Here is a 23,592-nt window from a genome sequence, read left to right as displayed (position 1 = left end):
GATGCGCATCGTTCCATCAATTGATCTTGAGAAGGGTCGCTCCCGCATTGTCTTCTGGCCTGGCGCTGCAACCGGTATTGGCGCACCAACAGATCAGCCAGCGCGCATTGCGCGTCACTTTGTTGATCGCGGCGCAACACTGATCCACCTGGTGGACTTTGACGGCGCTCGTGCGGCGGAACCGATCAACATTGAATCAATTGGTGCAGTTGCAAGCCTCGTGGCAACGCCACTGCAGGTTGCGGGCGGGCTAGAGTCGCCCGAGGCTATTCGTATCGCGTTTGCCGCGGGAGCAACGCGGGCAGTGATCTCTCTCGCGCTCATTGATGAGCCAGAGCGACTCGCCGCATGCATCGCCGCCGCGGGTGATTGGCTCGCCGTTGGCTTTGATCCACGGCCTGAGCGAATTGCATCGTTTAATTGGAAGCGCTCAAGCGCGCCAACAGCGGAGAGCCTCATCGATGAACTCGCTGCCGCAGGGGTAACGCGCATCGTGTTGAGCCACGGTGGTAACGCGAGCGAGAGCGCGGCGTTTGCGAACCTCGCGGCGCGTCAGCCAGGGATGGAGTTGAGCGTTGCTGGAGGTGTAAGCGACCTTGATGGCGTGCGCCGACTCCGCGATGCTGGGGTCGCCACCCTGATCTTGGGTGAGGCGCTCCTCTCGGGCGCGATCGATTTTGAGGAAGCCTCAAGGATTTCTGACCCCGCGCAGTAGCGAGCACACGCTGCGCGCCTCGCGTAGACTCCCCCGCATGGCAACTGCAAAACGCATCAGCGAGCCACTCGCGTTGAGCCCCCTCGCGGGGCTCGGCGCCGTCATCCTCACGGGCATCCTCTGGGGCACGATCGGCGTTGTCACCGGCCAGCTCAAGGCCGCCTTCCCTGGCGCTGACGGGGGTCCGAGCACGCTCAGCTCCCTCGTGCTGGTCGTCGTACGCCTTGCGATCACCGCCCCAGCCGCCGCCATCACGGCGCGCATCCTGCTCGGCCGCGGCGCCTTCCGCCTCCCTGGGCGAGTGCTTGGGCTCGGGCTCGGCCTCGGGCTTGTTCAGGCGTTCTTCCAATACGCCTACGTTGAAGCGGTCACGAACGCCGGCGTTGGCATCGCCACGGCGATCGAACTCTGCCTCGCCCCAGTACTTGTCGCCACACTCAGCGTCGTCTTACTTCGCGAGCGACCCGACCGCATGATCATTGGCGCAATCGTCTTTGCTGCAATCGGCACCGTCGTCATTGCCCTCAATGGCGCAGCCACTGCTAATCCCGCAACGTTCCAAGCTGGAATTCTCTGGTCTTTCGCCTGCATGGTTGGCTATGCCTCGTACATCGTGCTCGTGCGTCGACTCGCAGCAGGCATTCACCCTCTTGAACTTGTCGCGCTATCTGCAACCGGTGGATTTGCCGTCCTGTCGGTGGTCTCGTCCGTCGTTGGAGTAAAGCTCCCAGAGCTTGCCGGAAAAGATCTTCTTCTTCCAGGGCTGCAGTTTGCCTACCTCGCACTCATCGCAACCTGTCTTGCCTATGCGCTCTTTGTCTCGGGAGTTCGCGCAACAAGCGCCACCACTGGCTCACTCGGCGCCCTCGCCATGCCACCAACGGCGTCAATTCTTGCAGCGCTGCTCCTCAATCAGATCCCTACGATTGAGGTCGTTATCGGCCAGGTGCTCTTGATGTCCGCAATGACCGTCACCATTCTGCGCACCGCTCGCCGATTGAATGCGTAGCAACATGCGCACAACCGTTGTAGCGCTTGCACTTACCGCAGCGCTCACGCTGAGTGCGTGTGGCGCCGATGCATCGCCAAGCGCGTCAACAAACGCAAATGGCTGCCCATCGTCTCAACCCGCAACGTTGAACACCGAAGCGTCGAATGATATTGCGTTTGAAACATCACTCGGCACATTTGTGGTGCGGCTTGCGGTGAAGAACTCGCCCATCGCAGTGAGCAACCTGACCGCACTTGCGAGCTGCAACTTCTACGACGACGTGATCTTCCACCGCATCGCCTACATGGAAGACGGCACGCCGTTTGTGATTCAGGGTGGCGACCCAACGGGCACCGGTTCGGGTGGCCCTGGCTACTTTATTAAAGACGAGCCAGTCCTTGGCACGTATCGCCGCGGTGTGATTGCGATGGCGCGGTCGAGTCAGCCAGACTCGCAAGGGAGTCAGTTCTTTGTCATCCTGGATGACGCTGCAGCGGGCCCACTTGAGAGCGCTCGCACCTACGCGATCATGGGCGAGGTTATCTCCGGCATGGATGTGGTTGACGCCATTGCCGCACTCGAGCGCAATGGGGAAGACCGCCCGATTGATCCTCCGAAGATCATCTCAACCACGGTCACCCCCTCCGCGCCGTAGCTGCTCCGCGCAACTGATCATTCGCGGGTAAACTCTGCACATCGTCGGCACCAGCCGACCACGTGGCCTTGCGCCACAGAGGAGTGATGGAATGGCAACCGCCAAGATTGAGACGACCGCCGGCGTCATTGAGATTGAACTTCTGGACGACGCGGCACCGAAGACCGTTGAGAACTTTGTGACCCTGGCGAAGAAGGGTTTCTACGACGGGGTGATCTTTCACCGCGTTGTTCCGGGATTCGTGATCCAAGGCGGCGACCCTGATGGAACCGGCATGGGCGGGCCAGGCTACAAGTTCGACGATGAGCCGGTGACGATGGGCTACGCCCGCGGCACGGTGGCGATGGCCAACTCAGGGCCAAACACGAACGGGAGCCAGTTCTTCATCTGCCTCGATGACCTTGCCAGCCTGCCGCCGAAGTACACGGTCTTCGGCATGGTCACCTCAGGGCTCGCCACGGTCGACGCGATCGCCAAGGGGGCCACAGGCCCAGGTGACCGCCCACTGGAGCCGGTCAAGATGACCACGGTGACGATCGCCTAACCCCCGCTCTCGGCACAAGGTGTGCCAGGGGGGTTGGAATCCGACCCTCCAGGAGGTATTCTCTTCTCAGCTGTTCTTGTTCAAAGACCATGGGTAGGTGGGTTAGGGTAGTCGCTATAGGCGACGTGATAGATGCTCTTTGAGCGTTGCGGGCGGGGCTGACTTGTTCGTCCCACAAGCGGATCGGCTTGAGGCGACTCCTGTCAAAGGGGGTCGCCTCATTTATTTTCTCTAGCCTTTTTGGCCCTCACGCCCCTGATAAACTCGCCACCCCTCGCGCTCGTAGCTCAGTGGATTAGAGCGTCTCCCTCCGAAGGAGAAGGTCGCAGGTTCGAATCCTGTCGGGCGCACCACACGGAGTAGACTCCTCCCCATGGCAGACCAAGATCTCGTCGCTGTTCCGCTGCTGCGCCGGCCGCTCTTGCTTGTTGCTGCAGCCGTCAACCTTGGCGCTGTGGTTGTTGGCCTCAGTGGCACCGACGAGCGCCTCTTCTATGTTCCTGCAGCGCTCGGACTCCTCTGGCTGATCGCCTATCGCGCACAACCGCGCGAGGGGGTGCGCCAGCTGCGTCGCGCGCCACAGGGTTCGATCGTCGTGCGCCGACCAGATCGACCCGCGCCACGACAACGCACAGAGATGCCACCGACGCCATCTGGCTTTGCACCATCTGCGGCGGTTGCTGCAGCACAGGCGCGCGGTGGCCTACGCAAACCGATTAAACCGGTCGAGATTGGAATGCCAAGCAAGGGTGCTGCGCCTGAGAAGAAGCGTCGTCGCGGGCGTAAGGGTGGAGACGGACCGAACCTCGGCCTCTAGCTACGGTGCGATCTTTACCGTAACCACCGGTGGCTTGCCGAGCGCAAAGCAGCGAGCATCAAGCCAGCCGTCGCGGATTGCCTGGCGCTCCTCTGCATCAACAGTGAGCTTCCAACGAATTTTTACGGCGACCCACTCCGCCAGATAAACACAGTTTGCCGATTCAAGTGGTGGGAGCCAGTAGGTTGGATCGTCGTCGCTCTTCGACTGATTCACGTTATCGGTCACTGCGCGCAGCGTCCATGCAACCCCTATGTCATTTGCATACGACTGTCGGCGCGAGGCAGACCACTTCCATGCGCCTGATCGCCACGCCTCACCGAGCGCCACAACATGGTCAACATCAACGTCAGAGGCAAGTGTCCATGTTTCTCCGTCGTAAAGGCTCAGCCACTTTCCCGTACTTACTGTCTTGCCCGTTGAGGTAAAACGCACAGAGATCAGGGATTCAGCGATTAGCACCTCTGCACGGGTGTTCTTGCCGTTGCCATTTGCATCAACCCAATGCTTGAAGAGCTTACGGTCATAGCCGCCAATGTGCTCTTCTGCAACTGGCACGCAGTCGAGTGCGGTGAGCAAACCGAGTTTGGTGTTGTTGATCTTGCACGCTTTGGCGGCACTCGTAGCCGCGCCGACCGGTGCAGGCACAGCGAGCGTTGCGCTTACAAGAAGGGTGAGTAGCGCGACAGCAATGCGAGAGTTCATCAGATTAGATCAGGCGACTACGTCGAAGAGTGCGCGAACGAGCGCAGTGCCCCTTCCATCGTGAATATCGACGCGTGCCTCGTTCGCGGTGGCGCGAACGGTGCAGCGCACGGTTGCGCTGGTTGTGAGGCCAAGGTACTCCAGCCGAATGCGGCGGCGTGGTGCGTCGAGTTGTGCCGGTGAAGCTGCGTTGAGCGCCTCTTCGGCAATCTCGAGCCAAGCGGCATTATTCACGTGGCCGAGCGGATCGAAGTCGGCGACGCGTAGCGGCACGGTCACAGTGACGCCTGGTGTATCGGTTGGCTCCACAGGGATCTTCTCGGGTGTGAAGGTGGCGCCGACCTCCTTGACGAATGGTTCAAATTCCGTGGGGAAGCGGACCGGTCGTACGCTCTGGTCGGTCATCACCCAGTCAATGGTGGCGTCGGCGATCACGCGGCCAGCGCCGCCGAAGAGGCGTGTGCGGCGTCGCGCCATTACGTGCCGGAAGCCGACCAGGGCGGTAGTGCCCGTCATGGCCTCGTTGGAGCGAGGTGGCTCATCGATGAGTAGGTCGACGCTGCGAACCACCCAGCCGACGCCGCGCGACTCATACCAGGCGCGGCCGTACTCAAGCGTCTCGCTGTGCTGCCAAGCGAGGTCCTGAGCGTGGCGGAGCACTGCCGCGGCGCGCATGGTGCCGGCGCGGCTGCACTCATCGAAGCGCACGGAGCGGCCCTCGTCGCGGTAGCGGGCGTGCTCCGGGAGGCGGGCCTCATCCGGGGAGAGGCCAGGGGTAAGTCGGTCGGCGAGGCTCATCCAGCCGCCAGACGTCCGAGGGTTTCGAGGGTGATGAATCGCGTCTTCTCGCGTGGAGCACGCACGATGCTGAGGCGTGCAGCCACGATCGCGGCGGTATCAAATGCCACAACACCAATAGCGATGCGCGCGCTGCTCCCAGCGGCGCGAATGCGGGCATCCTCAAGTTCTGCGAGGAGACTGGCGTCAATGCCGCGGGCCCCCCACTTGCAGTCCCACAGCTCTGGAATAGGGCCGGCCTCGACGGTAACGTCAAACGGATGCGGGTCGGCAGAGACGCCGTCAATGGCGAAGCGGCGCTCGCGTCGCACTAGGCGATCAGCATCGTTAGCAAGCATCGGGCGTCGGCGCAGCATCTCAGCGGTGGTTGCCTCAACGACCGCGCCGCGGTATTGCGCGTTGGAAGCTTGTGCCTTGCCGCCAATTGCTAGTGCGCCAACGACTAACGGGTCTGTGGTGGTGCGGTGTGATGGGAGTGCGGCGAAGAGCGCCGCTGTCTCTGCAGTCGTTGGCTCTGGATCGTTCATCACTGCTCGAGCAATAAGACGCTCAGCGGGCGTAGCGTTCGCAATCGCCACTGCAAGCGGACGCAGTATCGGATCAGCTTGGATCCCTGAGTACACCACGGCGCGGCCGTCGCGTGGCGCATCGCTGAATGAGATCCCCGCAGGGATCCGCGATGCAACCGTTATGCCGACACTTTGCGGAACAACATCTTTCGGCAGGCTTGCAGGGTTCAGCGTGGCTGCCAGGAGTGTCAGCACAAGTCGCGGCTGCATCCCAATCCAATCAATGGCGCGGTGTGGATCGTTTGCAGCGATGACGCGCTCAATACTGGCGGCAACGGATGCAAGTGCGGCTGTCGCGGCATCGGGAAGTGCGCGATCACCGATGGCACCGATTGCACGATTGAGCTCCTCCTCACCAAGTGTTGATACGACGTTCGTGTGATCGAGTGCGTCGATAACCTCTTCGCCGAGTGCAACGAGTCGCGCGAGCAGCTCTCGCTGATGCGTGAGTGCGTTGCCACTCATAGCGTTGGCCAGCTGAGCGCTGCCGCATCGAGCAGAAGTTCTGGGTTGCCATTACGACGGAGTGCGTTGAGCGCTTTATCGATGGTGCGTAACGCCTCACCCCAGGTTGCAGTTGGGAGTTTGTGTGCAACGGCCTCAATCTCTGCGCGGTCTTCAGGGAAGGCGATCTGGTCTACCGCACCGACGCTCACCAGTGCAAGATCACGGGCCACGCCACGCCAGAGGCGCAACAGTTCAGTTGCAGCGGCGCGGCGCTCTGCAGGTGTCGGCTTGCCGCTGCGCTTCGCTGGACTCTTCTTCTTTGGATCGGCATCAACATCTGGCGCGTCATCACTGCCATCTTCACTCTCGGAGCCATCAGCCGCGTCGCCGTCATCAGCGCCCGCAACCAGGATCGCGCGCGCATCGGCGACCAGCGCGCCAAGCTGGCCGAGCCGCGCATGCGGTGAGGTTGCGGTGAAGTCGAGAATTTGTCGGCGAATCTGCGCGTGTGCGCGTGCCGCGTCGCCTGTTGCTTCGGCATCAATGAGTGGCCCGGGGCGACCAGACGACATGCGCAAAAGCCGCACCGCTGTTGGCGCATCAACGCCGAGTCGTTCGGCGAGCAGCTCACTCGCCTGGTTCGCGTCTGGAAGGCCGATACGGATCACCGCGCAGCGACTGCGAATGGTTGGCATGAGCCGTGAATCTTCCGCGGCCGCGAGGATCACGTGGGTGCGAGATGGTGGCTCTTCGAGGGTCTTGAGTAGCGCGTTTTGCGCATCTTCGTTTATGAGGTCGGCGCGTTCAATGAGCGCAATTCGGCGGCCCCCTTCCACCGAGAAGAGGGCGAGACCAGCGGCGAGGGCGCGGATTTGGTCGATCTTGATCGTGTTTGACACGCCAGTTGGGGAGATAACGACGAGGTCGGTATGGCTTCCTGAGGCGATCAGGCGGCAGGCGCGGCAGGCGCCACAGGGGCCGCCGTCGACTGGCGCGCCGCACATGAGCGTTGCGACGGCGTCACGGGCGAGTGTGCCTGCACCTGCGCCACGCGGGCCGACAATCAGCAGGGCGTGCGGTGGTGCCTCGGTGAGCAGTGCGGCGAGGTGCGCCGCAGCGGCGTCGTGACCGCGGGTTGCAAAGCGTGCTGGGCGGCGCGCAGGGTGAGCGGCGTCAGACGGCGTTGAGACCGCCCGCGCCATCTCGTTAGGCTCCCTTGCTCCCCTTAGCCTTTGGCCGCGTGGTGCTCTTCTTTACGAGGGCAACCTTCGCGGCGGGCTTGGAGGCAACGCGTCCTGCAGGCTTTGCGGCCGGCTTCGCGGCAGGCTTCGCAGCACTCTTCGGTGCCGGTCGACCGCCACGCGAACGACCCTTGCCGCTCACAGGTGCCTCTTTGCCGTTGAATGCCGCCGACTCGCTTGCCGATCGGCCAGTCGCCTGAAGTTGGGACTGCAAGAGCGCGGCCACATCTGGCGATACATCGCTGATGCCATCATCGGCGTCGTTGTAGCTCGCACCTGAACGAATCGTGTCGTCCTTGTGTGAGCGAGCAACTTCGTCAGCGATTCGCGATGGGCCGGAGCCGAGCTGCTGCCGTGCAGCGCGCACCGGTCCGCGACCCGTTGCGCTGCGTCGCTCCGTGGCGAGATATTCAGGAACGCCACCTGGCGCACCATCATCAGCGTCGTCGAGCGTCATCGTCTCAATGCCGTCGAGTGAGTCTCCACCAACTCCGCCACGACCACGACGTCCGCGACCGCCGCGACGACGACGACGACGTGGGCCGTCCTCACCGAACGCAGCCGCGCCTTCGTGGTTGTGTGGTGATGTCTCAGCACCTGCGGCGAGGTCGTCTGGCCCGAGATCGTCAAGTGTCAGTGTCTCAATCGAGTCAGCGTCGACCATTGTGTCGCCGACGCGGATTGTTGACGAGCGGCGCACCGGTGTGCCAATGCGTGGTGCTGCGGTCCGTGTGGTGCGCCCGCCGCGAACTCGTTCGCGCTCAGGCGCTGCGCCAACGCGACGTGGTCGTGCTGGTGCCTCGGACTGCTTGTCGGGAACCTCTGTCATGGAGAGATCCTCTTCGCCTTCGGCGGCAACGCGGCGACCGCTTCGTGCGCCCGCCTCAACCTTGGCGATCGTGGTGATCTCAATGAATTGGTCAGCAACTTCAACGAGGTCGCTGCTGGTGTTTGCGCGGAAGCTTACGACTTCGACGCGAACACCCATGTCTTGCACCGCACGGATTGCTGGTGCAAAGTCGCCGTCGCCAGAGATGACGACTGCAATGTCGAGCTTTGGCGCAAGGCGCACAAGGTCGACCACGAGTTCAATGTCGAGGTTTGCCTTGAAGCGGCCATCGCCGTACTTGCGAACATCCTTGCTCACAACCTTGTAGTTGTTGCGTGCGAGGAAGTTGTGGAAGGCCTTCTGGTTCTCATTGTCTGGATCAAGACCGGTGTAGGCGTAGGCGCGAACGAGATCGCGGTTCGCCGTAAGGGTCTTTAAAAGCGTGACGTAATCGATGTCAACGCCTGCAGCCTTTGCTGCGTAGAAGACGTTTGCGACGTCTACGAAAATAGCGACATTACGTGACATTACTTTGTACCTCTGGTTTCTTAGTAGATAACGTGGCGTGCGCTGCTACGACGGGGCTGGGCCGGTATCGGCCTCCTGCCCGCGCGTCGGAGCGCACGGCTGCACATACACACCCTAGCAGGTGGAGGCACGGCACCCCCTTTTGAGCACGAGCCGCGCTTAGCGGTCGTCTCGCGCGTCGACTATCTGAGCGACACCTGAGATCCAGACTCCCAGTGCGATGAGGGTGATCCAGAGGCCAGGGGCGCGGTCGATCCCGAAGACGAAAGAGAGGGGCAGGTCATACCCAGTTGCAGTGACCGCAGCTCCGATGAGGGTGGCGACCAAGCCGATGGAGGCGGCGGTCACGAGCCCCACATGGACGGGCCACCAATCGAATCGCAGCTGCTCGCCGAAAGCATCTGGGGCGATCAACAGGAAGAGGGTGGCGAGAGCAACAAAGAACCCGGCTGCACCGTAGGTATCGAAGGCGTTCCCCATCGTTGCGGGTACGCCGGGGGCGGCGAGCGTCCACCAGGCGGGCAGTGCGCCAAGCACCACGCCTGCGGCGCCGATGCCGCTCAGGCGTCGACCTGAGCTTCGTCGGAAGAGATTTCCAGAGGTTGATTGGATACGGCCGATCGGCTTCACAGGCTATTCCTCGCCAGGGGTCGAGGTGTACATCGAGGGCTTCAGTACGCCGACGTAGGGCAGGTTGCGGTACTGCTCGCCGAAGTCGAGTCCGTAGCCAACCACGAACTTGTCGGGGATCTCAAAGCCCATCCACTGCACTGGGATATCAACCACTCGTCGCGCGGGCTTGCTGAGCAGGGTGACGATTTTCACCGAGCGCGGGTTCTTTCCTGCGAGGTAGTTCGTGAGGTAGTTCAAGGTGATTCCCGTATCGATGATGTCTTCGACGATCAGCACGTCACGACCTTCGATGGTTCCCGAGAGGTCCTTAAGGATGCGCACGGTGCCGCTCGACTCGGTGCTCTTGCCGCCGTCGTACGACGAGACTTCCATGAGGTCAATCTGCACTTTCCCTGGAATGGCGCGCATGAGATCGGCAACAAAGACGATGGCGCCCTTCAGCACGCTGACGAGGATCAGTGAATCGTTCCCCGCATATGCCGCACCGATCTCTGCGCCGAGCTCGCGCACGCGCGCGACAATCGCCGCCTCGGTAATCAGTACCGACTCGATATCGTCGTGCGGGTTCTGGCTCGCCGCCATGGTTGCTCCTCCCCACTTGGCGCCCCGGCTGGGGCCTGCCGCTCTGCGGCTGAATCGTAGCATCGCAGCGTGATCAGATACTCTCAGGGGGTATGGCAGAACATGTCGGGCATAGCTACACAAAAGACCGCAAGGTCCTCCTTAATCGCCTGCGGCGACTTGAGGGACAGGTGCGCGGCATTGCGCGCATGGTCGACCGCGAGGAGTACTGCGTCGACATCTTGCAGCAGACGGCCGCGCTGCGCGCCGCCGTCGACGCGCTCGGCCTCTTGATCCTTGAAGACCACATCCGCGGTTGCATGAAAGATGCCGCCGAGAAGGGCGACGCCGAGAAATCCATTGAAGAGGTGCTCGATGTGGTGCGTCGCTCCATGGGCCGCCCGGCGCGCAGCGCCACGCCAAAGAGCGGAGCGAGCGACTGAACTCCAACACAACGCCCCCAGAACGCGCACCACTCCCTACTGACCCGAGTGCGTTGCCGCCAACCGAACGCGAAACACTCGATGAGCTTGCACGCCAACTTTCTGCAGCCTCACTTCCTGAACTCTCTGCTGCCGAGACTGCATTCATCACTGCGCACCTGCGACTGCTGGATGCATGGAACCCGGCAATCAACCTCACGCGCGTCAGCGATCCGCTCGAACGCGCGACGCGGCATCTCCTTGATTCGCTGGTAGCTACGCCGCACATTGAGCGACTCCTGCCGAACGGCGGAAAGATTGCTGACCTTGGCTCTGGTGGTGGGTTTCCTGGCGTGCCGTTGGCGGCGCGTCTGCTTTCGCGTCACGACAGTCTTTCGATGACACTGATTGAATCCATCGGCAAGAAGGCGCACTTTCTTGAAGCGGTCACCGCAGCAAGCGGACTTGTTCCGCGGCTGCGCGTCGCTCATGCGCGCGCTGAAGATTTAGCGCAAGGGGGCGGCGTTCGGTTCGATCTAATCACTGCGCGAGCGATCGCACCACTCGGTGAACTGATTCGACTTGCAGCGCCAATTCTCACGCCAACAGGCTCGTTGCTCGCATGGAAGCGTGCAGGAGAGGGCTGGGATGCAGAGCTGAGCACCGTCTCCTCTTTCATTGGATCCAGTGCAATTGAGGTGATTCCGGTGAACGTGGCCGCACTAGAGGGGGCGCTTCTTGTGCGCGTCACTCCGCACGAATCGGAGCGGGTGCGAGCGCGGGTATAGGATTAAGGCGATAAGAAACCCTCAGGGACCCCTGAATCGATGGGAAAGGCGCAGTGAATCACGATGACCTCTGACCAACAGAAGGGAAAGCCCGACTGGCACCACAACCACAACGGCGAAGAGCTTTTTGTCGAGCCTTCGCCAGACCACCTCGTCGCCTCTGAGGCCGGGAGTGTCGCAACCGACCTTGGTGTGGTCGGCGAGGCCACCCATGCTGCGAAGCGGGCGCTCTTCGGCCGACCCATCTCCAACGCCGAGGAGGGTGAGCAGCGCCTGAGCCGCAAGCTAGCGCTCCCAATCTTCTCGTCGGACGCCATCTCATCAAGCGCCTACGCCAGCGAAGAGATCCTGCTGGTTCTCGTGGGCGCCGGTGCGAGCTTCCTCATCTACGGGCCCTTTGTCGCCCTAGGGATCGGCCTCCTCCTTGGGATCATCGCCATCAGCTACCGCCAGGTCTGCTTCGGATTCCCAAACGGTGGTGGTGCGTATGCCGTGGCGAAGAGCACCCTGGGCACCTGGCCCTCACTCATCGCGGGTGCGAGCCTGATCGTCGACTACATCCTCACCGCAGCCGTGAGCACCGCGGCGGGAATCGCCGCCATCACTTCGGCTATTCCGTCGCTCACCCCGATCAGACTTGAGCTCGCGCTTGGGGCGCTAGTCCTTCTCACATTCGCCAACTTGCGAGGGCTTCGCGAATCTGGCCGAATTTTCGCACTCCCGACCTATCTCTTTGTGGCTGGTGCGTTCACCGTTATTGCAGTCGGAATCTTCAAAATCATCACTGGTGATCCGGCGATAACGTGGAGCCAAGGTGTTGTCCTCCAGGCAGAAGAAACTGGAGCCGTCCTCTTGCCAGTCTTGCTGTTGAAGGCGTTCGCACATGGATCGGTTGCCCTCACTGGAACGGAGGCGATTAGCAACGGTGTCGCCTCCTTCAAGAAACCCGAGGCAAAGAATGCCGCGTCGACCCTCGTCGCCATGGCTGTGCTCCTCGCAACACTTTTTGTTGGTATTTCGCTTGTCGCCTTTGCCTACGGCAAGGTGCCGCAGGAGCTTGGCGGCGAGACGCTCCTCTCGCAAATTGCACGCACATCGCTCGGGAGCGGCCCTCTCTACGCAATCTTCCAAGTCGCAACGACGGGTATCTTGCTTCTTGCCGCCAACACTGGATTTAATGGCGGCCCACAGCTCACCCGCATCTTGGCCGTTGACGGCTATCTGCCACGACAAGTCGCTCAACGTAGCGACCGCCTTGCCTATGGTGTGGGAATTATCATCGTCGCACTCTCTGCGGCGCTGTTGCTCGTTGGCACTGATGCCGTGGTGACGTTGCTCGTTCCGGCATATGCAATCGGCGTCTTTATCGGATTCACAATCAGCCAAGCGGGCATGGTGCTGCATTGGCGACGCCTCCGAAACGATGGCTGGGTTGGCAAAGCCGTCCTGAACGGCGTTGGAGCCGTGATTACGGCGGTGGTCTTGATCATCATCACCACATACAAGTTCACCGAAGGTGGTTGGCTGGTTTACGTCGCCATTCCAGTGCTCGCTATCTTGATGAAGATCGTGCGTAATCGCTACGACCTCCACGAACGAGAACTTACAATCAGGCCCGGCATTGTGTTTGATGCGCCACATCGCCCACGGCGTATCCTCGCTCCATTTGGTGAGATCAACCGCTCAACTGTTCGCGCGATCACCCTTGGCCGAATTCTTGAGGGCACAACGGGCGAGCTCACCGCGATCCGTGTGGTCTTCAGCGACGATGAGGAGCGTGAGGTTCGGACGCGATTTGAGGCGCTCTTCCCAGGCGTACGGCTCGTTACAGTTGATTCGCCATTCCGCGCGATCGTGCAGCCGATCTGTCACTACCTCGACGAGGTTGAGAGTGAAGATGAGCATCTCCCCACTGAACAGCGCCGCATCAACGTGGTGATGATTCCGGAGTACGCCGGCCGTCACTGGTGGGATCGCATCCTGCACAACGGCAATGGGAAGCGCCTACGCGAGACGCTGCTCGGCCGACGCAACACGGTGATCCTCGACGTTCCGTACCGTCGCGACCTCGAGTAGGTAGCTCCCGCCCCAACGACCCCCGCACATCACCCTCAACCGAGGGCGTCCTTGCCCCCGTGGCTGCCATCCTGTGGATAACTCTCTTGACAATGGTATTGATAAGGTTGTAGCCTGTCTGGGTGTTGAAGAGTGGGGGTGCCGGCGTCGATCCAGCACGGCCGGTCTACGTGATCAGCGTGGCCGCCAACATCGTCGCGGTCCACCCCCGCACCCTGCGCATATACGAGGAGGAGGGCCTGATCTGTCCCTCCCGCACCGAGTCGAACATCCGCCTCTACTCTGAGAACGACCTTCGGCGCATCCTCTGGATACGCCACCTGACGCAAGACTTTGGGGTCAACCTTGCTGGCATCAAGCTCCTCTTCGAGCTTGAGGAGCGGCTCGGTGAACGAATCTTGGAGCGACTGTATGAAGAGGGCCAGGCGGAAGAGGCGAAGCGAGCGCCGCAGGAAGCGGCAGGAAGGGGACGAGCATGAGCAAGCGAACCGAGCGAGAGATTCAGGCAGACCTTGATGAGGAGCTGAACGAAGAGGAGCAGCTCGCCATCGACGAGGCTGTTGCCGCGAGCGACGACGAAACTGTGGTGCCGCGTGGCCGTGGCTCCTTCCCCCTCGTCCCACTGCGCGAGATCGTCATCTTCCCCGAGATGGTTGCGCCGTTGAAGGTTGGCCGCGATAAGAGCGTCGCAGCGATTCGTGCCGCGGCTGCCACTGGCAGCTGGATCGCCCTGGTCACCCAGCGTGAGCCAGAGCAAGAGGAGATCACCTCGGTTGACCAGCTGCATGCGATGGGCACGCTCGCCAAGATCGCGCAGGTCGTGAACCTTCCTGACGGCACGCTCCGCGCCGTTGTGCAGGGCCAGCGTCGCTTCAAGGTGAAGTCGCTCGACACCACTGGAGCAGCACTCATGCTGAAGGGAACCATCGTTGAGACGCCAGAGGTCACCGGCGTTGAGGTTGAGGCGTTGATGCGCAGCGTGCAGGCGCAGGTGGAGACGTACGTCACCTCTGGCGCGCCGGTGCCACCGGAGGCGGCTGTCGCAGCGAAGAACATTAGTGATCCAGGGCTGCTTGCCGACATGACGGCCTACACCCCGGACATGACGACCGCTCAGCGCCAGGAGCTTCTCGAGACGGTTGATGTAGTTGCTCGACTAAAGTACGTCGCCTCATTCTTGTCACGGCAGATTGAGATCCTTGAGATCAAGGGAAAGATTCAGTCTGAAGTGCGCTCCGAGATGGATAAGAGCCAGCGCGAATACTTCCTGCGCGAACAGCTCAAGGCGATTCAGCGCGAGCTTGGCGAAGAGGATCCGCAGCAGGCGGAGACGAATGAGTTGCGCGAGAAGGTTGAAGCCTCCGGCATGCCTGAGGAGATCAAGTCGCGTGCGCTCAAAGAGCTTGACCGCATGAGCCGCATCCCTTCGGCATCGCCTGAGGTTGGTGTGATTCGTACGTACGTTGATTGGCTGATCTCGATGCCGTGGAACGTCGCTACCGAGGATCGCATTGAGATCAAGGAGGCGGCCAAGGTGCTCGCCGACGATCACTACGGCTTGGAGAAGGTGAAGGAGCGCATCATTGAGTACCTCGCGGTGCGCAAGCTTGCGCCGCAGGTGAAGAGCCCGATCCTCTGCTTCGCCGGCCCTCCAGGGGTTGGCAAGACGTCGCTCGGCAAGTCGATCGCTCGTGCGATGGGCCGCAAGTTCGTGCGCATGAGCCTCGGTGGCTTGCACGACGAGGCGGAGATTCGCGGGCACCGCCGTACCTATATCGGCGCACTCCCCGGCCGAATCGTGCAGGGAATCAAGCAGGCCGGCACGAAGAACCCCGTCTTCATGCTTGATGAGATCGACAAGCTCGGCGCGGACTTCCGTGGCGATCCTTCGTCGGCGCTCCTCGAGGTGCTTGATCCTGAGCAGAACGCAACTTTCCAGGACAACTACCTTGAAGTGGAGTTTGATCTCTCGCAGGTGCTCTTCGTGGCCACCGCGAACCAGCTCGACACGATTCCTGCGCCGCTTCGCGACCGCATGGAGATCATCCAGATTCCTGGCTACACCGAGGCGGAGAAGGTGCAGATTGCCAAGCGCTACATCCTGCCGAAGCAGCGTGAGAATCACGGGCTGACCGAGGCGCAGGCGATCATCCCCGACGAGACGCTGGTGCACTTGATTCGTCACTACACGCGCGAGGCGGGCGTGCGCAATGCGGAGCGTGAGATCGCAACCGTGATGCGCAAGCTGGCACGCGCCGTTGCCGAGAAGAAGGGGCGCAAGCCAGAGGTCGACGCCAAGCGGCTCGCCACCTGGCTCGGGCCTGAGCGACATGAGTACGGCGAGATGGATAACGACGACCAAATCGGTTCAGCCACCGGCCTCGTCGTAACGCCAGTCGGCGGTGACGTTGTCACGGTCGAGGTTGGCGTCATGGAGGGGCGCGAGGAGCTGATCCTCACCGGCCAACTCGGCGATGTGATGAAGGAGTCGGCGCGAGCCGCCCTCACTTGGATTAAGGCGCACGGCGCAGAGCTCGGCATCGCGCCGGAGCGATTCGAGAAGTCTGGCCTCCATATTCACGTTCCAGCGGGTGCCATTCCGAAGGATGGCCCTTCGGCGGGCGTGACGATGGCGACGGCGATCGTTTCGGCGCTCACCGGCATCCCAGTTCGCAAAGAGGTCGCGATGACCGGCGAGATCACGCTGCGAGGCCGCGTGTTGCCGATCGGTGGCCTCAAGAGCAAGGCGTTGGCGGCACACGCTTCAGGTGCGCGCGTGGTGCTTGTCCCGAAGAAGAACGAGAAGGACCTGCCGGAGATTCCTGAGGAGATCCGCAAGTCGCTGAAGATCATTCCGGTGGAGACGATCGGCCAGGTGCTCGAGCATGCCCTGCGCCGCAAGCCGAAGCCGCTCCCAGCGAACCACGGCACGCCGCGTCCGCCACGGATTCCTGTCCGTTCGCATGACGCAACGGGCCGACCAAGCTGACCTGTCGCGTTGATCAACCGACTCGCAGACCGTATTGAGGAGGCGCTCCGTCGCGACGCGGCGGGGCGTCTCCCCGCACTCCCCTTTCCGCTCCCAGAGGCACTCACCCCGCTTCGCCTTCCAGGCCTGGAGCCGGTCGACCTCAATCCGCCTGTGAGCAGCAATCCGCGCATTGCGGTGGTGACCGCGCTCCTTGTGCCTCCGGTTGCACTGGGGAGCTGCAGCCCGACGGGCGGTGGCGAGAGCGTTGACCCGCACCCGTTCGACTGCCAGGTGCTGCTGATTAAGCGGGCAGAGCACGGCCGTCACGGCGGACAGATCGCCCTCCCGGGGGGCAAGGTAGAGGGAAACGAAACCTCACAAGAGACGGCGATCCGCGAGCTTCATGAGGAGCTCGGCTTTCACGCCGCAGACCCTGAGCATGACATTCGTTTCGTTGGTTCGCTTGACGCCGCCTATGTGCCAGCCAGCAACTTCCTTGTGCAGGTGCTTGTTGCCGTAGCGCCACAGACCCCGCAGATCACCCCTGATCCGCGAGAAGTCGCCGAAACACTCGGCGCTGAGCTCGGCCTCTTTGACCCGCGACATGAGGTGCACGTCATCGATGCAGAGGAGCAGGGCCAACTTCTGCGATACGGCATTATTCCAGTGCCGGGAGAGCGACGCGTGTGGGGCCTTACTGCGCGTCTCCTCTGCGAGCTCGCCTCGCGACTCGCGCATGCCTAATGGGCGATGGACTAGGCGCTGCGGCGACGCGGCCCTGGTACCGGAGGAATCGGTGCGCTGAAGCCGCTCGGTAGCGCGCCCTGATCCGCAAGGCGACGGATCACAAAGCCGTAGTACTCATCAACCGAAGCGCCGACGCGTTCCCAGGTGAAGAGTTCTGAGCGCTCGGTGCCCGCTGCGCTCAATCGCGCCTTTAGCTCTGGGTCGTGAATGACCCGCGCGAGCGCATCGGCTAACGCATCAGAGTCGGCTGGCGGAACCAAGATGCCGTCACGCTCGCGACGAACCACGGCGCGATAGCCGTGAATGTCGGAGCAGATCACTGGTGCGCCAGAGGACATCGCCTCAAGGAGCACGATGCCGAATGACTCGCGCCCTGTTGCCGGAGAGACAAAGACATCGGCGGTCTTGAAGAGCTGCGCCTTCTCTGCATCACTCACACGCCCGAGGAATTCAACATCGTTGAGCTGCCGCGTAAGAACGTAGCGGCGCGCCTCGCGCTCACCTGGCCCGGAACCAACGATGAGAAGGCGGACCTGCTCGCCGTTGACCTGCATCTTGCGAATCGCACGCAAGAGGTGGATCAAGCCTTTGCGTGGCTCCATTCTGCCAACGAAGAGCACGTTCGGAACGCCGTCGCGATAGCGGGAGATCGGTACCGCGTCGCGATAGCGACTCGGCTCGACGCCGTTCGGCACGATCTTGTATTCGCTCGGGAAGTAGTGGCTGATGAAGTGACGCGCCGCGGGGCTCACGGCAATGCGCCCGTGCAGCCGATTCGCGTAATCGCCCATCACGCGTCGGCCGAACTCGTAACTGAGTGAGAGCCCACCAAATGCGTGGAAGGTGCCGATGTTCACCGATTTGGAAAGCGTCAGCACTACGAGGCTGAGAAACGGCACAAACGGTTCATGGAAGTGCAGTACGTCAAACTGCTCGCGCTCGAGGAGCTCTCGCACTTGGCGCAGGTAGGTTGGGCTCAGCGTGATTGTGCCCATGGATCCGTTGAATGGGACGCTGAATCCCTTCCCGATGCGAATCACATCGCCTTCGGATGCCTTCTGCAAACCGTGGCTACTGGTGATGATGCGCACATCATGGCCGCGTGCTCGGAGGACGCGGTAGAGGCTGCCAACGTGATCGTTCACGCCGCCTGGCATCGGATAGACGTACGGGGTGACGAGTCCGATTTTCACCTCTGTTTCACCGGTCGCTTGTGGCTCTCTGGGTAGCCGAGGTCGCGCCCATGTCGCTCGCCGCCGAGGGTCCAGATTGGGCGAGTTACGCCGCGCAAGTCTTGTCCGAGACCGATGAGGTTGCGCAGCATCTGCCGGGCGAAGATCGCCGGACTCTCCAGCACGGTGTGGTCCTCACCAGCGCCGGGCTTCACCGTGCCGGCGATGATCGCTCGACGCAGTGCGGCGGACGACCGCCCTGGGAAAACGGTGTAAACGCGTCCGATCGCCTCGAGCACGTGGGCGTCAGAGGAACCGACCCCAGGGAGGCCCAGCTCCTTCGCCAGACGCTGCACTCGCGCACGCGGGAAGGTGCCGAAGATTGTGGGGTTGAAGGTTTCCAGGGCATCGGGACGGCAGGCTGGATCACGATCGTTCGCTACGGCCCGCAGAGCCCCCGCCTGGGCACAGAGAGGGTGCGGGAAGAGCGGGTGGGCTGGGATGGCGATCCCTCCCTGCTCGTGGATCTCGGCGATGGTGCGGCGAAGCGATCGGAGGGGGCGAACCCGCTCCTCGAGGAAGAGCCCAAGCACATGGCCCTGCAGCGTGGAGATCTCCTCGCCAATGATGACCTGCACGCGCAACTTGTTTTCGATCGCCATTGCCTGTGCCGCCCGGGCCGCGTCGATACGGTCGTGATCAGTGATGGCAATCACATCGAGTCGCGCCTCTTGCGCCCGCGCCAGCACCTGCGCAACGCCGGCGGTGCCGTCGGAGGCCATCGTATGAATATGCAGATCGGCTCTCCCCTGCACACCAGTCATCCGTCGCTTTGTTGGGCTCATGAAGGTAGATCGTCCCAGATTGGGTAGAAGAGCGTCCACCACTGCTCAGGGGCTTTGCTGATCAACTCTTCAAATGCCGCGGCGACGCCAACGAGCGCCGCGCGCGTTCGCTCCATACGATTTCCGGTGGTCGGAACCTCCACCTGCCGAATGTAGCCCGTATAGAGCCCACGATCTTCGCGAATTACCGCGGCGACAAAGAGGCGTGCGCCACTCTCTACTGCAAGCAGACCGGCGCCGATCGGCAGTCGTGCCGATGCACCGAACAGCGAAACGGGCACTCCTCGCCCAGAGATATTTCGATCACCAACGAGGCCAACGATTCCACCAGCGGCGAGCTCCGCAGACATCACCGCAGCGGCACCCTGCGCAGGAATAATGCGGAGGCCGAGGCCCTCTCCCCGCACGCGTAACATCCACCGTTGCAGCACAGGGTTGCCGAGCTCCTCCATTGGCGCAACGGGCCTCATGCCACTCCGGTCAGCGAGAATGCTGCCAGGAAGTTCGATGGCACCGAGGTGTGCGGCAAGGAAGATTGCACCGCCACTGCCGCGCGTAAATGCTGCGCGAACGGACTCTTCGCTCTCAATGCGTACGCGTGTGGCAATGATCTTGCGGGCATGTCGCGGTGCCCGTGCGGTTTCAATGTAGAAGCGCACATGATGTTCGAAGAGCAACCCAACACCGCGATCGAGTGCGCTGTTTGTTGGCGCTGCACCATCACGATAGGTGTAGACACGTGCAAGATTCTTTCGCGCGATCGCTGCGCGCGCTCGCAGAACGCGCGGGCCAACTCTTCCCCATGCCCGCGCGATTGCAACAAGAAAAGATTCTGGAAGCCGCGAGATGAACGAGAGCGCTCCGATGATGATATAGCCGAGCAGTGCGCTCATGATGTGCTCTCGCTCCCACGGCGAGTTGTCACTTTTGACATCTTCGTTGCGCTGTTCGCAAGCTCTTGTTGTCTGGCTGCGTCAGGCCAGAGTGGCTTGAAGCAGTTCCACTGCAGTGGTTCAATGCGAACTAGCTTCTCCATCGCGGTGGCTGTCTCTTGCGTTGCACGTAGGATCTCTGCTGGTGAGCCGTTACCCGCACTGATTGGCAAGCCAAAGATAATGCGAAATCGGCCAGGTGTTTCACGACGAACAAAGAACGGGATGATTGGCGCATTGCCGCGCGCGCCTAGTACCGCTGGGCCGCTTGGAAGCGTGGTCCAGCGGCCGAAGAGCTGGCAGGGAGTACCGTCGGGCCTATAGCCCCAGTCGCTCAGCAGCACGATCACGCCTCCGCGCTTCATTGTGCCGAACACTTCGCGGATCGCCTTCCAGTCGATCACCTTGATCCCCCACGATGCGCGCAGGCGGCGGAGATGCTCGTACATTTCAGGGAAGGCGCTGTCGTCGGCAACGACGCTCACGTCGTATCTGCGCTCGCCGAGCGCGGCGGCGCCGAGCTCATTGTTGCCGGCGTGGAATCCCACAAAGATCGCTGCTTGACCACGCGCTCGGAATTCGTCAAGGAGCGAGGTCTCAGTGAGATCAACATCGGTCGCAATGTCGCGCAACGAGCGGCTCGGCAGGCGCAGCAGCTCTGCTGCGAATCGTCCATAGGTGCGGTAGTTCGCAAGGGAGCGGGCGCGCACGAGTTTTTCGCTCCCCGGGAGTGGCCGACCCTCCACATCGGCCACGCCGAGAACGACCGCGGCATTCCCATCGGCGATGCGACGCTTGGCCGGCCAGAGGAGATAGGCGAGCGGGGCGAGTGTGGAGAAGAGCGCCTCGACGGGGCGTGGAGGGAGGATCCCAATAACCCACATGAGGAGGCGGTAGCCGGCGTAGACGCTGCGCTCCCAGGCGCGCCGAGCGAGATGGCCAGGGGTGCGCTTTGGCGCCTGGCGGTGGAGCGGCGAGGGGGTGGCTGCCCCCTGGGGCGGCTGTGGTTCGCTCATTTGGGGAGTGTAGGGGAGAGCCGCCGCCCCCTTGCGGGGTACGACGGCTCTCTCCAGTGTGAAGGCGGGACTGGCCGGAGCCAGCCTCGCAGCGGAACGCTTAGGCGCGAACGGAGTTCAGTGACTCAGAGGTGGGGTACCCCTCTTTGGTCACCTGGGTTCCGTCGAGGACGCGATTGTCCTCGCCGCGGATGAAGGCCTCTACTGCGGCGTGGGCGACATCGTCGCGCAGCTGCATTGGCGGGCTCTTCATGAAGTACGACGACGCCGCTACGAGCGTCCCCGCCAACTTACGGTCAAGGCCGAGCTTCGCGCAGCGAATAGCGTCCGTGATGACGCCGGCGCTGTTTGGCGAATCCCACACCTCGAGCTTCAGCTCCGCCGTGAGTGGCACACCGCCGAAGGTCGTCCCTTCAAGGCGAATGTTTGCCCACTTCCGGTCAAGGAGCCACGGCACGAAGTCCGATGGGCCAACGTGCACCTGGTTATCACCAAGCTGCTCGTCGAGGATTGAGGTGACCGCGTTGGTCTTGCTGATCTTCTTGCTCTCAAGTCGATCGCGCTCCAACATGTTCTGGAAGTCGGTGTTGCCACCGAAGTTCAGCTGATAGGTGCGGTCGAGCTGCACGCCACGATCGGCGAAGAGTCGAGCAAGAACTCGGTGCGCAATCGTTGCGCCGACCTGGCTCTTGATGTCGTCTCCGACGATTGGGAGGCCGGCTGCGGCGAACTTCTTCTGCCACTCTGGCTCGCGACCAATGAAGACTGGGATTGCGTTGACAAACGCGCATCCCGCCTTGATCGCCTGCTCAGCGTAGTAGCGAATCCCCTCCTCGCTGCCGACCGGAAGGTAGGCAACGAGCACGTCAACCTTGCGCTCCTTGAGCACAGCGGCGACGTCAACTGGCTTCTCTGGTGACTCGATCACCACGTCCTTGAGGTACTTGCCAATGCCGTCGAGCGTTGGTCCACGCTGAACGATCACGCCGGTGGTTGGGATCTCCTGGAAGGTCCAGGTGTTGTTTGGCTCTGCGCCAAGTGCAACGGAGAGATCCTTGCCAACCTTGTTCACGTTGACGTCGAACGCGGCAACGTAGTCAAGATCGCGTACGTGATAGCCGCCGATGTCGACGTGCATCAGTCCTGGGACCTTTGCGTCGTTCGCCACGTCGGCGTAGAAATATCGGCCCTGCACCAAGCTACTGGCGCAGTTGCCGACGCCCGCGATTGCAACGCGGATCGGGTTCGTTGCCTTGATCGGCGTTGTCGGCGCCGGTCGGGCATTCCACTGAGCGCGAGGCCCATTCATCTCTACCATTTTCCTTTTACCCCTTTCTCTGTCGCCTTTGCGACCTTTCCGCTTTGCAAGCCCACACTCGTGAGTCCGCCTTCACTAACCGCCCGTTTCACGTCAGGCGGCGAGTATTCAATTGACGCGCTATGCGCGACGCCCGGTGGTTGCCAATGCGGCGCGAATAAACAAGATTCGCTGCAGCACGGTGACTACTGATAGCGCGACGATGATGAGGAGTGCGTAGAGCAGGTAGCTCGTCTCTCCGCTGAGACCGGCGGCGAGCAGGCCGAGGATGAGTAGAACCGCGCGCTCGGCGCGCTGCGCAATGCCACCGTGTGCGGAGACGCCGAGGCCTTCGCCACGCGCGCGCACGTAGCTCACGAGCGAGCCGATACCGAGCGCAAGTGCCGCTGTGGTCCCGATCTGAATATCACCTCGAACTGCGGCGCTATAAACGATGCCGGCGTAGATCACCGCCTCTGCCGCGCGGTCGAGCGATGAATCAAAGAAGGCGCCGAACGCGGTTACGCGATTCGTTGCACGGGCGAGTGTGCCGTCGAGCCCATCAAAGAGCGTGCCGGCGATAAGGATACCTGCAGCAATTGCCCAGTTGCCGAGTGCAACCTGCGCGGTGGCGATCAACACGATGCCGAATCCAACAAGGGTGAGCCCGTCGGGCGAGAAGCCGATCTTTCCCAGCAGGAGCGCGATCGGCTCACCGATGCGCTTGATCGCAGTGCGCTCGTTGCTGGTCAGGAGGCTCCCCTGCGTGACGCGCGTGACGCGCTTGCCGCTTGTGCGCTTCGCGATCTTGCTCTTGACCACGGTTAGGCCTCCTCGCCGCGAACGGCGTCTACGAGTGGCGTGGCGCTCGGCAGCGCATCGGCTGGGGCAATCCAGGCGGCGGGGTCAGCGATGCCGAGGGCGGAGAGCATCAACGCGTGGCCTTCGGCGATGGTGGCGATACGGAGCGTGCAGATCGACTCGCGACCGGAGCGCTCGGTGGTGACGAGGCCGGCGGCGCGAAGGCGGCGCAGGTGCCACGAGACGAGCGGCTGTGAGAGGCCGGTGAACTCAATCAACTCAGAGACGGTGGCGGGGCCAACCGCAAGGCGGCGGACCACCTCAAGGCGGTTGGTATCGCCCAGGGCACGGTGCACGCGGCGCGCCGCCTCAATGACGTCGCGCTCTCCCGCAAGGCGGGAGACGGCAGCGCCCGTGGCGGCGGGGAGTGCGGTTGCGTGCTGTGCGCTCATAGAAGCAGAAGTTTATATGAATTCCCGCTGATGCGACGGG

At 62.2% G+C, this 23,592-nt stretch carries 24 protein-coding genes, 1 tRNA gene and 1 pseudogene; 12 read left to right on the top strand and 14 right to left on the bottom strand.

Annotation, left to right across the window (positions count from 1 at the left end; genetic code table 11):
- The first annotated feature begins 1 nt into the window (after position 1).
- From AC3LB0_RS02220 to AC3LB0_RS02195, 6 genes are all read left to right on the top strand, one after another.
- On the top strand, positions 2–715 hold the full coding sequence (locus tag AC3LB0_RS02220; RefSeq protein ID WP_488649536.1) for a 1-(5-phosphoribosyl)-5-[(5-phosphoribosylamino)methylideneamino]imidazole-4-carboxamide isomerase: 714 nt from the start codon (positions 2–4) through the stop codon (positions 713–715).
- A 37-nt stretch (positions 716–752) separates the two neighbouring features.
- Positions 753–1,724, top strand: a complete 972-nt coding sequence (locus AC3LB0_RS02215) for a DMT family transporter (RefSeq protein WP_488649535.1) — start codon at positions 753–755, stop codon at positions 1,722–1,724.
- A 4-nt stretch (positions 1,725–1,728) separates the two neighbouring features.
- Entirely contained in the window at positions 1,729–2,361 is a 633-nt protein-coding gene (locus AC3LB0_RS02210; RefSeq protein ID WP_488649534.1) for a peptidylprolyl isomerase, read from the top strand.
- Between the two features lie 91 nt (positions 2,362–2,452).
- Complete coding sequence (locus tag AC3LB0_RS02205) at positions 2,453–2,905, top strand: peptidylprolyl isomerase (protein ID WP_488649533.1); 453 nt, start codon at positions 2,453–2,455, stop codon at positions 2,903–2,905.
- Between the two features lie 276 nt (positions 2,906–3,181).
- Positions 3,182–3,258, top strand: a tRNA-Arg gene (locus AC3LB0_RS02200).
- Between the two features lie 20 nt (positions 3,259–3,278).
- Positions 3,279–3,722 carry a hypothetical protein gene (locus tag AC3LB0_RS02195; RefSeq protein ID WP_488649532.1) on the top strand — a complete coding sequence of 148 codons (444 nt, stop codon included), beginning with the start codon at positions 3,279–3,281 and terminating at the stop codon, positions 3,720–3,722.
- On the opposite strand, the gene AC3LB0_RS02190 is transcribed toward AC3LB0_RS02195, so the two are convergent.
- The 7 genes and pseudogenes from AC3LB0_RS02190 to hpt form a co-directional block, all read right to left on the bottom strand.
- Positions 3,723–4,427: an HNH endonuclease family protein gene (locus AC3LB0_RS02190; protein ID WP_488649531.1), complete on the bottom strand. Its 705-nt coding sequence runs from the start codon at positions 4,425–4,427 to the stop codon at positions 3,723–3,725.
- A gap of 393 nt (positions 4,428–4,820) precedes the next feature.
- Positions 4,821–5,225 (bottom strand): annotated as a pseudogene (locus tag AC3LB0_RS02185) (acyl-ACP thioesterase domain-containing protein); the annotation flags it as partial.
- Entirely contained in the window at positions 5,222–6,259 is a 1,038-nt protein-coding gene (locus AC3LB0_RS02180) for a hypothetical protein (RefSeq protein WP_488649530.1), read from the bottom strand. The gene AC3LB0_RS02180 and the pseudogene AC3LB0_RS02185, both read right to left, overlap by 4 nt.
- Entirely contained in the window at positions 6,256–7,443 is a 1,188-nt protein-coding gene (locus AC3LB0_RS02175; protein WP_488649529.1) for a DNA polymerase III subunit, read from the bottom strand. Before AC3LB0_RS02175 ends, AC3LB0_RS02180 begins: the two co-directional genes overlap by 4 nt.
- 4 nt (positions 7,444–7,447) lie before the next feature.
- Positions 7,448–8,839: a LabA-like NYN domain-containing protein gene (locus AC3LB0_RS02170; protein WP_488649528.1), complete on the bottom strand. Its 1,392-nt coding sequence runs from the start codon at positions 8,837–8,839 to the stop codon at positions 7,448–7,450.
- Positions 8,840–8,998: 159 nt separating this feature from the next.
- Complete coding sequence (locus tag AC3LB0_RS02165; RefSeq protein ID WP_488649527.1) at positions 8,999–9,469, bottom strand: hypothetical protein; 471 nt, start codon at positions 9,467–9,469, stop codon at positions 8,999–9,001.
- Positions 9,470–9,472: 3 nt separating this feature from the next.
- On the bottom strand, positions 9,473–10,054 hold the full coding sequence (gene hpt / locus AC3LB0_RS02160) for a hypoxanthine phosphoribosyltransferase (protein WP_488649526.1): 582 nt from the start codon (positions 10,052–10,054) through the stop codon (positions 9,473–9,475).
- 92 nt (positions 10,055–10,146) lie between these two features.
- Here hpt and AC3LB0_RS02155 point away from each other — a divergent pair, with 92 nt between their 5' ends.
- The 6 genes from AC3LB0_RS02155 (at position 10,147) to AC3LB0_RS02130 (ending at position 17,034) form a co-directional block, all read left to right on the top strand.
- Complete coding sequence (locus AC3LB0_RS02155) at positions 10,147–10,476, top strand: metal-sensitive transcriptional regulator (RefSeq protein WP_488649525.1); 330 nt, start codon at positions 10,147–10,149, stop codon at positions 10,474–10,476.
- A 53-nt stretch (positions 10,477–10,529) separates the two neighbouring features.
- The gene (gene rsmG, locus AC3LB0_RS02150) at positions 10,530–11,243 is read left to right on the top strand and encodes a 16S rRNA (guanine(527)-N(7))-methyltransferase RsmG (RefSeq protein WP_488649524.1); all 714 of its coding nucleotides are present in this window, start codon (positions 10,530–10,532) and stop codon (positions 11,241–11,243) included.
- A gap of 63 nt (positions 11,244–11,306) precedes the next feature.
- Positions 11,307–13,319: an APC family permease gene (locus AC3LB0_RS02145; protein ID WP_488649523.1), complete on the top strand. Its 2,013-nt coding sequence runs from the start codon at positions 11,307–11,309 to the stop codon at positions 13,317–13,319.
- Positions 13,320–13,441: 122 nt separating this feature from the next.
- A complete protein-coding gene (locus tag AC3LB0_RS02140) occupies positions 13,442–13,798 on the top strand; it encodes a MerR family transcriptional regulator (RefSeq protein ID WP_488649522.1) in 357 nt (118 codons plus the stop codon).
- Positions 13,795–16,308 (top strand): endopeptidase La, encoded by a 2,514-nt coding sequence (lon, locus tag AC3LB0_RS02135; protein WP_488649521.1) that lies wholly within the window; start codon positions 13,795–13,797, stop codon positions 16,306–16,308. The genes AC3LB0_RS02140 and lon overlap by 4 nt, the downstream gene beginning before the upstream one ends.
- Positions 16,309–16,317: 9 nt before the next feature.
- Positions 16,318–17,034 (top strand): NUDIX hydrolase, encoded by a 717-nt coding sequence (locus AC3LB0_RS02130; protein ID WP_488649520.1) that lies wholly within the window; start codon positions 16,318–16,320, stop codon positions 17,032–17,034.
- A gap of 11 nt (positions 17,035–17,045) precedes the next feature.
- Here the strand turns inward: AC3LB0_RS02130 and AC3LB0_RS02125 are convergent, their stop codons facing one another.
- From AC3LB0_RS02125 to AC3LB0_RS02095, 7 genes are all read right to left on the bottom strand, one after another.
- Complete coding sequence (locus tag AC3LB0_RS02125) at positions 17,046–18,230, bottom strand: glycosyltransferase family 4 protein (protein WP_488649519.1); 1,185 nt, start codon at positions 18,228–18,230, stop codon at positions 17,046–17,048.
- Positions 18,227–19,054: a CehA/McbA family metallohydrolase gene (locus AC3LB0_RS02120; protein ID WP_488649518.1), complete on the bottom strand. Its 828-nt coding sequence runs from the start codon at positions 19,052–19,054 to the stop codon at positions 18,227–18,229. Before AC3LB0_RS02120 ends, AC3LB0_RS02125 begins: the two co-directional genes overlap by 4 nt.
- Positions 19,051–19,947: a lysophospholipid acyltransferase family protein gene (locus tag AC3LB0_RS02115; protein ID WP_488649517.1), complete on the bottom strand. Its 897-nt coding sequence runs from the start codon at positions 19,945–19,947 to the stop codon at positions 19,051–19,053. Before AC3LB0_RS02115 ends, AC3LB0_RS02120 begins: the two co-directional genes overlap by 4 nt.
- The gene (locus AC3LB0_RS02110) at positions 19,944–21,002 is read right to left on the bottom strand and encodes a lysophospholipid acyltransferase family protein (protein ID WP_488649516.1); all 1,059 of its coding nucleotides are present in this window, start codon (positions 21,000–21,002) and stop codon (positions 19,944–19,946) included. The genes AC3LB0_RS02115 and AC3LB0_RS02110 overlap by 4 nt, the downstream gene beginning before the upstream one ends.
- 100 nt (positions 21,003–21,102) lie before the next feature.
- A complete protein-coding gene (locus AC3LB0_RS02105) occupies positions 21,103–22,311 on the bottom strand; it encodes an inositol-3-phosphate synthase (RefSeq protein ID WP_488648590.1) in 1,209 nt (402 codons plus the stop codon).
- Positions 22,312–22,440: 129 nt separating this feature from the next.
- Positions 22,441–23,121, bottom strand: coding sequence for a CDP-alcohol phosphatidyltransferase family protein (locus AC3LB0_RS02100; protein WP_488649515.1), 681 nt, complete (start codon positions 23,119–23,121; stop codon positions 22,441–22,443).
- Between the two features lie 2 nt (positions 23,122–23,123).
- Positions 23,124–23,552 (bottom strand): ArsR/SmtB family transcription factor, encoded by a 429-nt coding sequence (locus AC3LB0_RS02095; RefSeq protein WP_488649514.1) that lies wholly within the window; start codon positions 23,550–23,552, stop codon positions 23,124–23,126.
- Positions 23,553–23,592: the final 40 nt, after the last annotated feature.

This window comes from Candidatus Limnocylindrus sp. (assembly GCF_040397235.1).
In the GTDB taxonomy this organism is placed as follows: Bacteria; Chloroflexota; Limnocylindria; order Limnocylindrales; family Limnocylindraceae; genus Limnocylindrus.
Note: the sequence above shows the minus strand (reverse complement) of the source record. Positions and strands in the feature narration are given on the sequence as shown.

Bases quoted from the DNA above. Each gene is read 5' to 3' on its own strand.
- AC3LB0_RS02220 (WP_488649536.1), top strand. From the start codon at position 2: ATGCGCATCGTTCCATCAATTGATCTTGAGAAGGGTCGCTCCCGCATT.
- AC3LB0_RS02215 (WP_488649535.1), top strand. From the start codon at position 753: ATGGCAACTGCAAAACGCATCAGCGAGCCACTCGCGTTGAGCCCCCTC.
- AC3LB0_RS02210 (WP_488649534.1), top strand. From the start codon at position 1,729: ATGCGCACAACCGTTGTAGCGCTTGCACTTACCGCAGCGCTCACGCTG.
- AC3LB0_RS02205 (WP_488649533.1), top strand. From the start codon at position 2,453: ATGGCAACCGCCAAGATTGAGACGACCGCCGGCGTCATTGAGATTGAA.
- AC3LB0_RS02195 (WP_488649532.1), top strand. From the start codon at position 3,279: ATGGCAGACCAAGATCTCGTCGCTGTTCCGCTGCTGCGCCGGCCGCTC.
- AC3LB0_RS02190 (WP_488649531.1), bottom strand. From the start codon at position 4,427: ATGAACTCTCGCATTGCTGTCGCGCTACTCACCCTTCTTGTAAGCGCA.
- AC3LB0_RS02180 (WP_488649530.1), bottom strand. From the start codon at position 6,259: ATGAGTGGCAACGCACTCACGCATCAGCGAGAGCTGCTCGCGCGACTC.
- AC3LB0_RS02175 (WP_488649529.1), bottom strand. From the start codon at position 7,443: ATGGCGCGGGCGGTCTCAACGCCGTCTGACGCCGCTCACCCTGCGCGC.
- AC3LB0_RS02170 (WP_488649528.1), bottom strand. From the start codon at position 8,839: ATGTCACGTAATGTCGCTATTTTCGTAGACGTCGCAAACGTCTTCTAC.
- hpt (WP_488649526.1), bottom strand. From the start codon at position 10,054: ATGGCGGCGAGCCAGAACCCGCACGACGATATCGAGTCGGTACTGATT.
- AC3LB0_RS02155 (WP_488649525.1), top strand. From the start codon at position 10,147: ATGGCAGAACATGTCGGGCATAGCTACACAAAAGACCGCAAGGTCCTC.
- AC3LB0_RS02145 (WP_488649523.1), top strand. From the start codon at position 11,307: ATGACCTCTGACCAACAGAAGGGAAAGCCCGACTGGCACCACAACCAC.
- lon (WP_488649521.1), top strand. From the start codon at position 13,795: ATGAGCAAGCGAACCGAGCGAGAGATTCAGGCAGACCTTGATGAGGAG.
- AC3LB0_RS02120 (WP_488649518.1), bottom strand. From the start codon at position 19,054: ATGAGCCCAACAAAGCGACGGATGACTGGTGTGCAGGGGAGAGCCGAT.
- AC3LB0_RS02115 (WP_488649517.1), bottom strand. From the start codon at position 19,947: ATGAGCGCACTGCTCGGCTATATCATCATCGGAGCGCTCTCGTTCATC.
- AC3LB0_RS02110 (WP_488649516.1), bottom strand. From the start codon at position 21,002: ATGAGCGAACCACAGCCGCCCCAGGGGGCAGCCACCCCCTCGCCGCTC.
- AC3LB0_RS02105 (WP_488648590.1), bottom strand. From the start codon at position 22,311: ATGAATGGGCCTCGCGCTCAGTGGAATGCCCGACCGGCGCCGACAACG.
- AC3LB0_RS02095 (WP_488649514.1), bottom strand. From the start codon at position 23,552: ATGAGCGCACAGCACGCAACCGCACTCCCCGCCGCCACGGGCGCTGCC.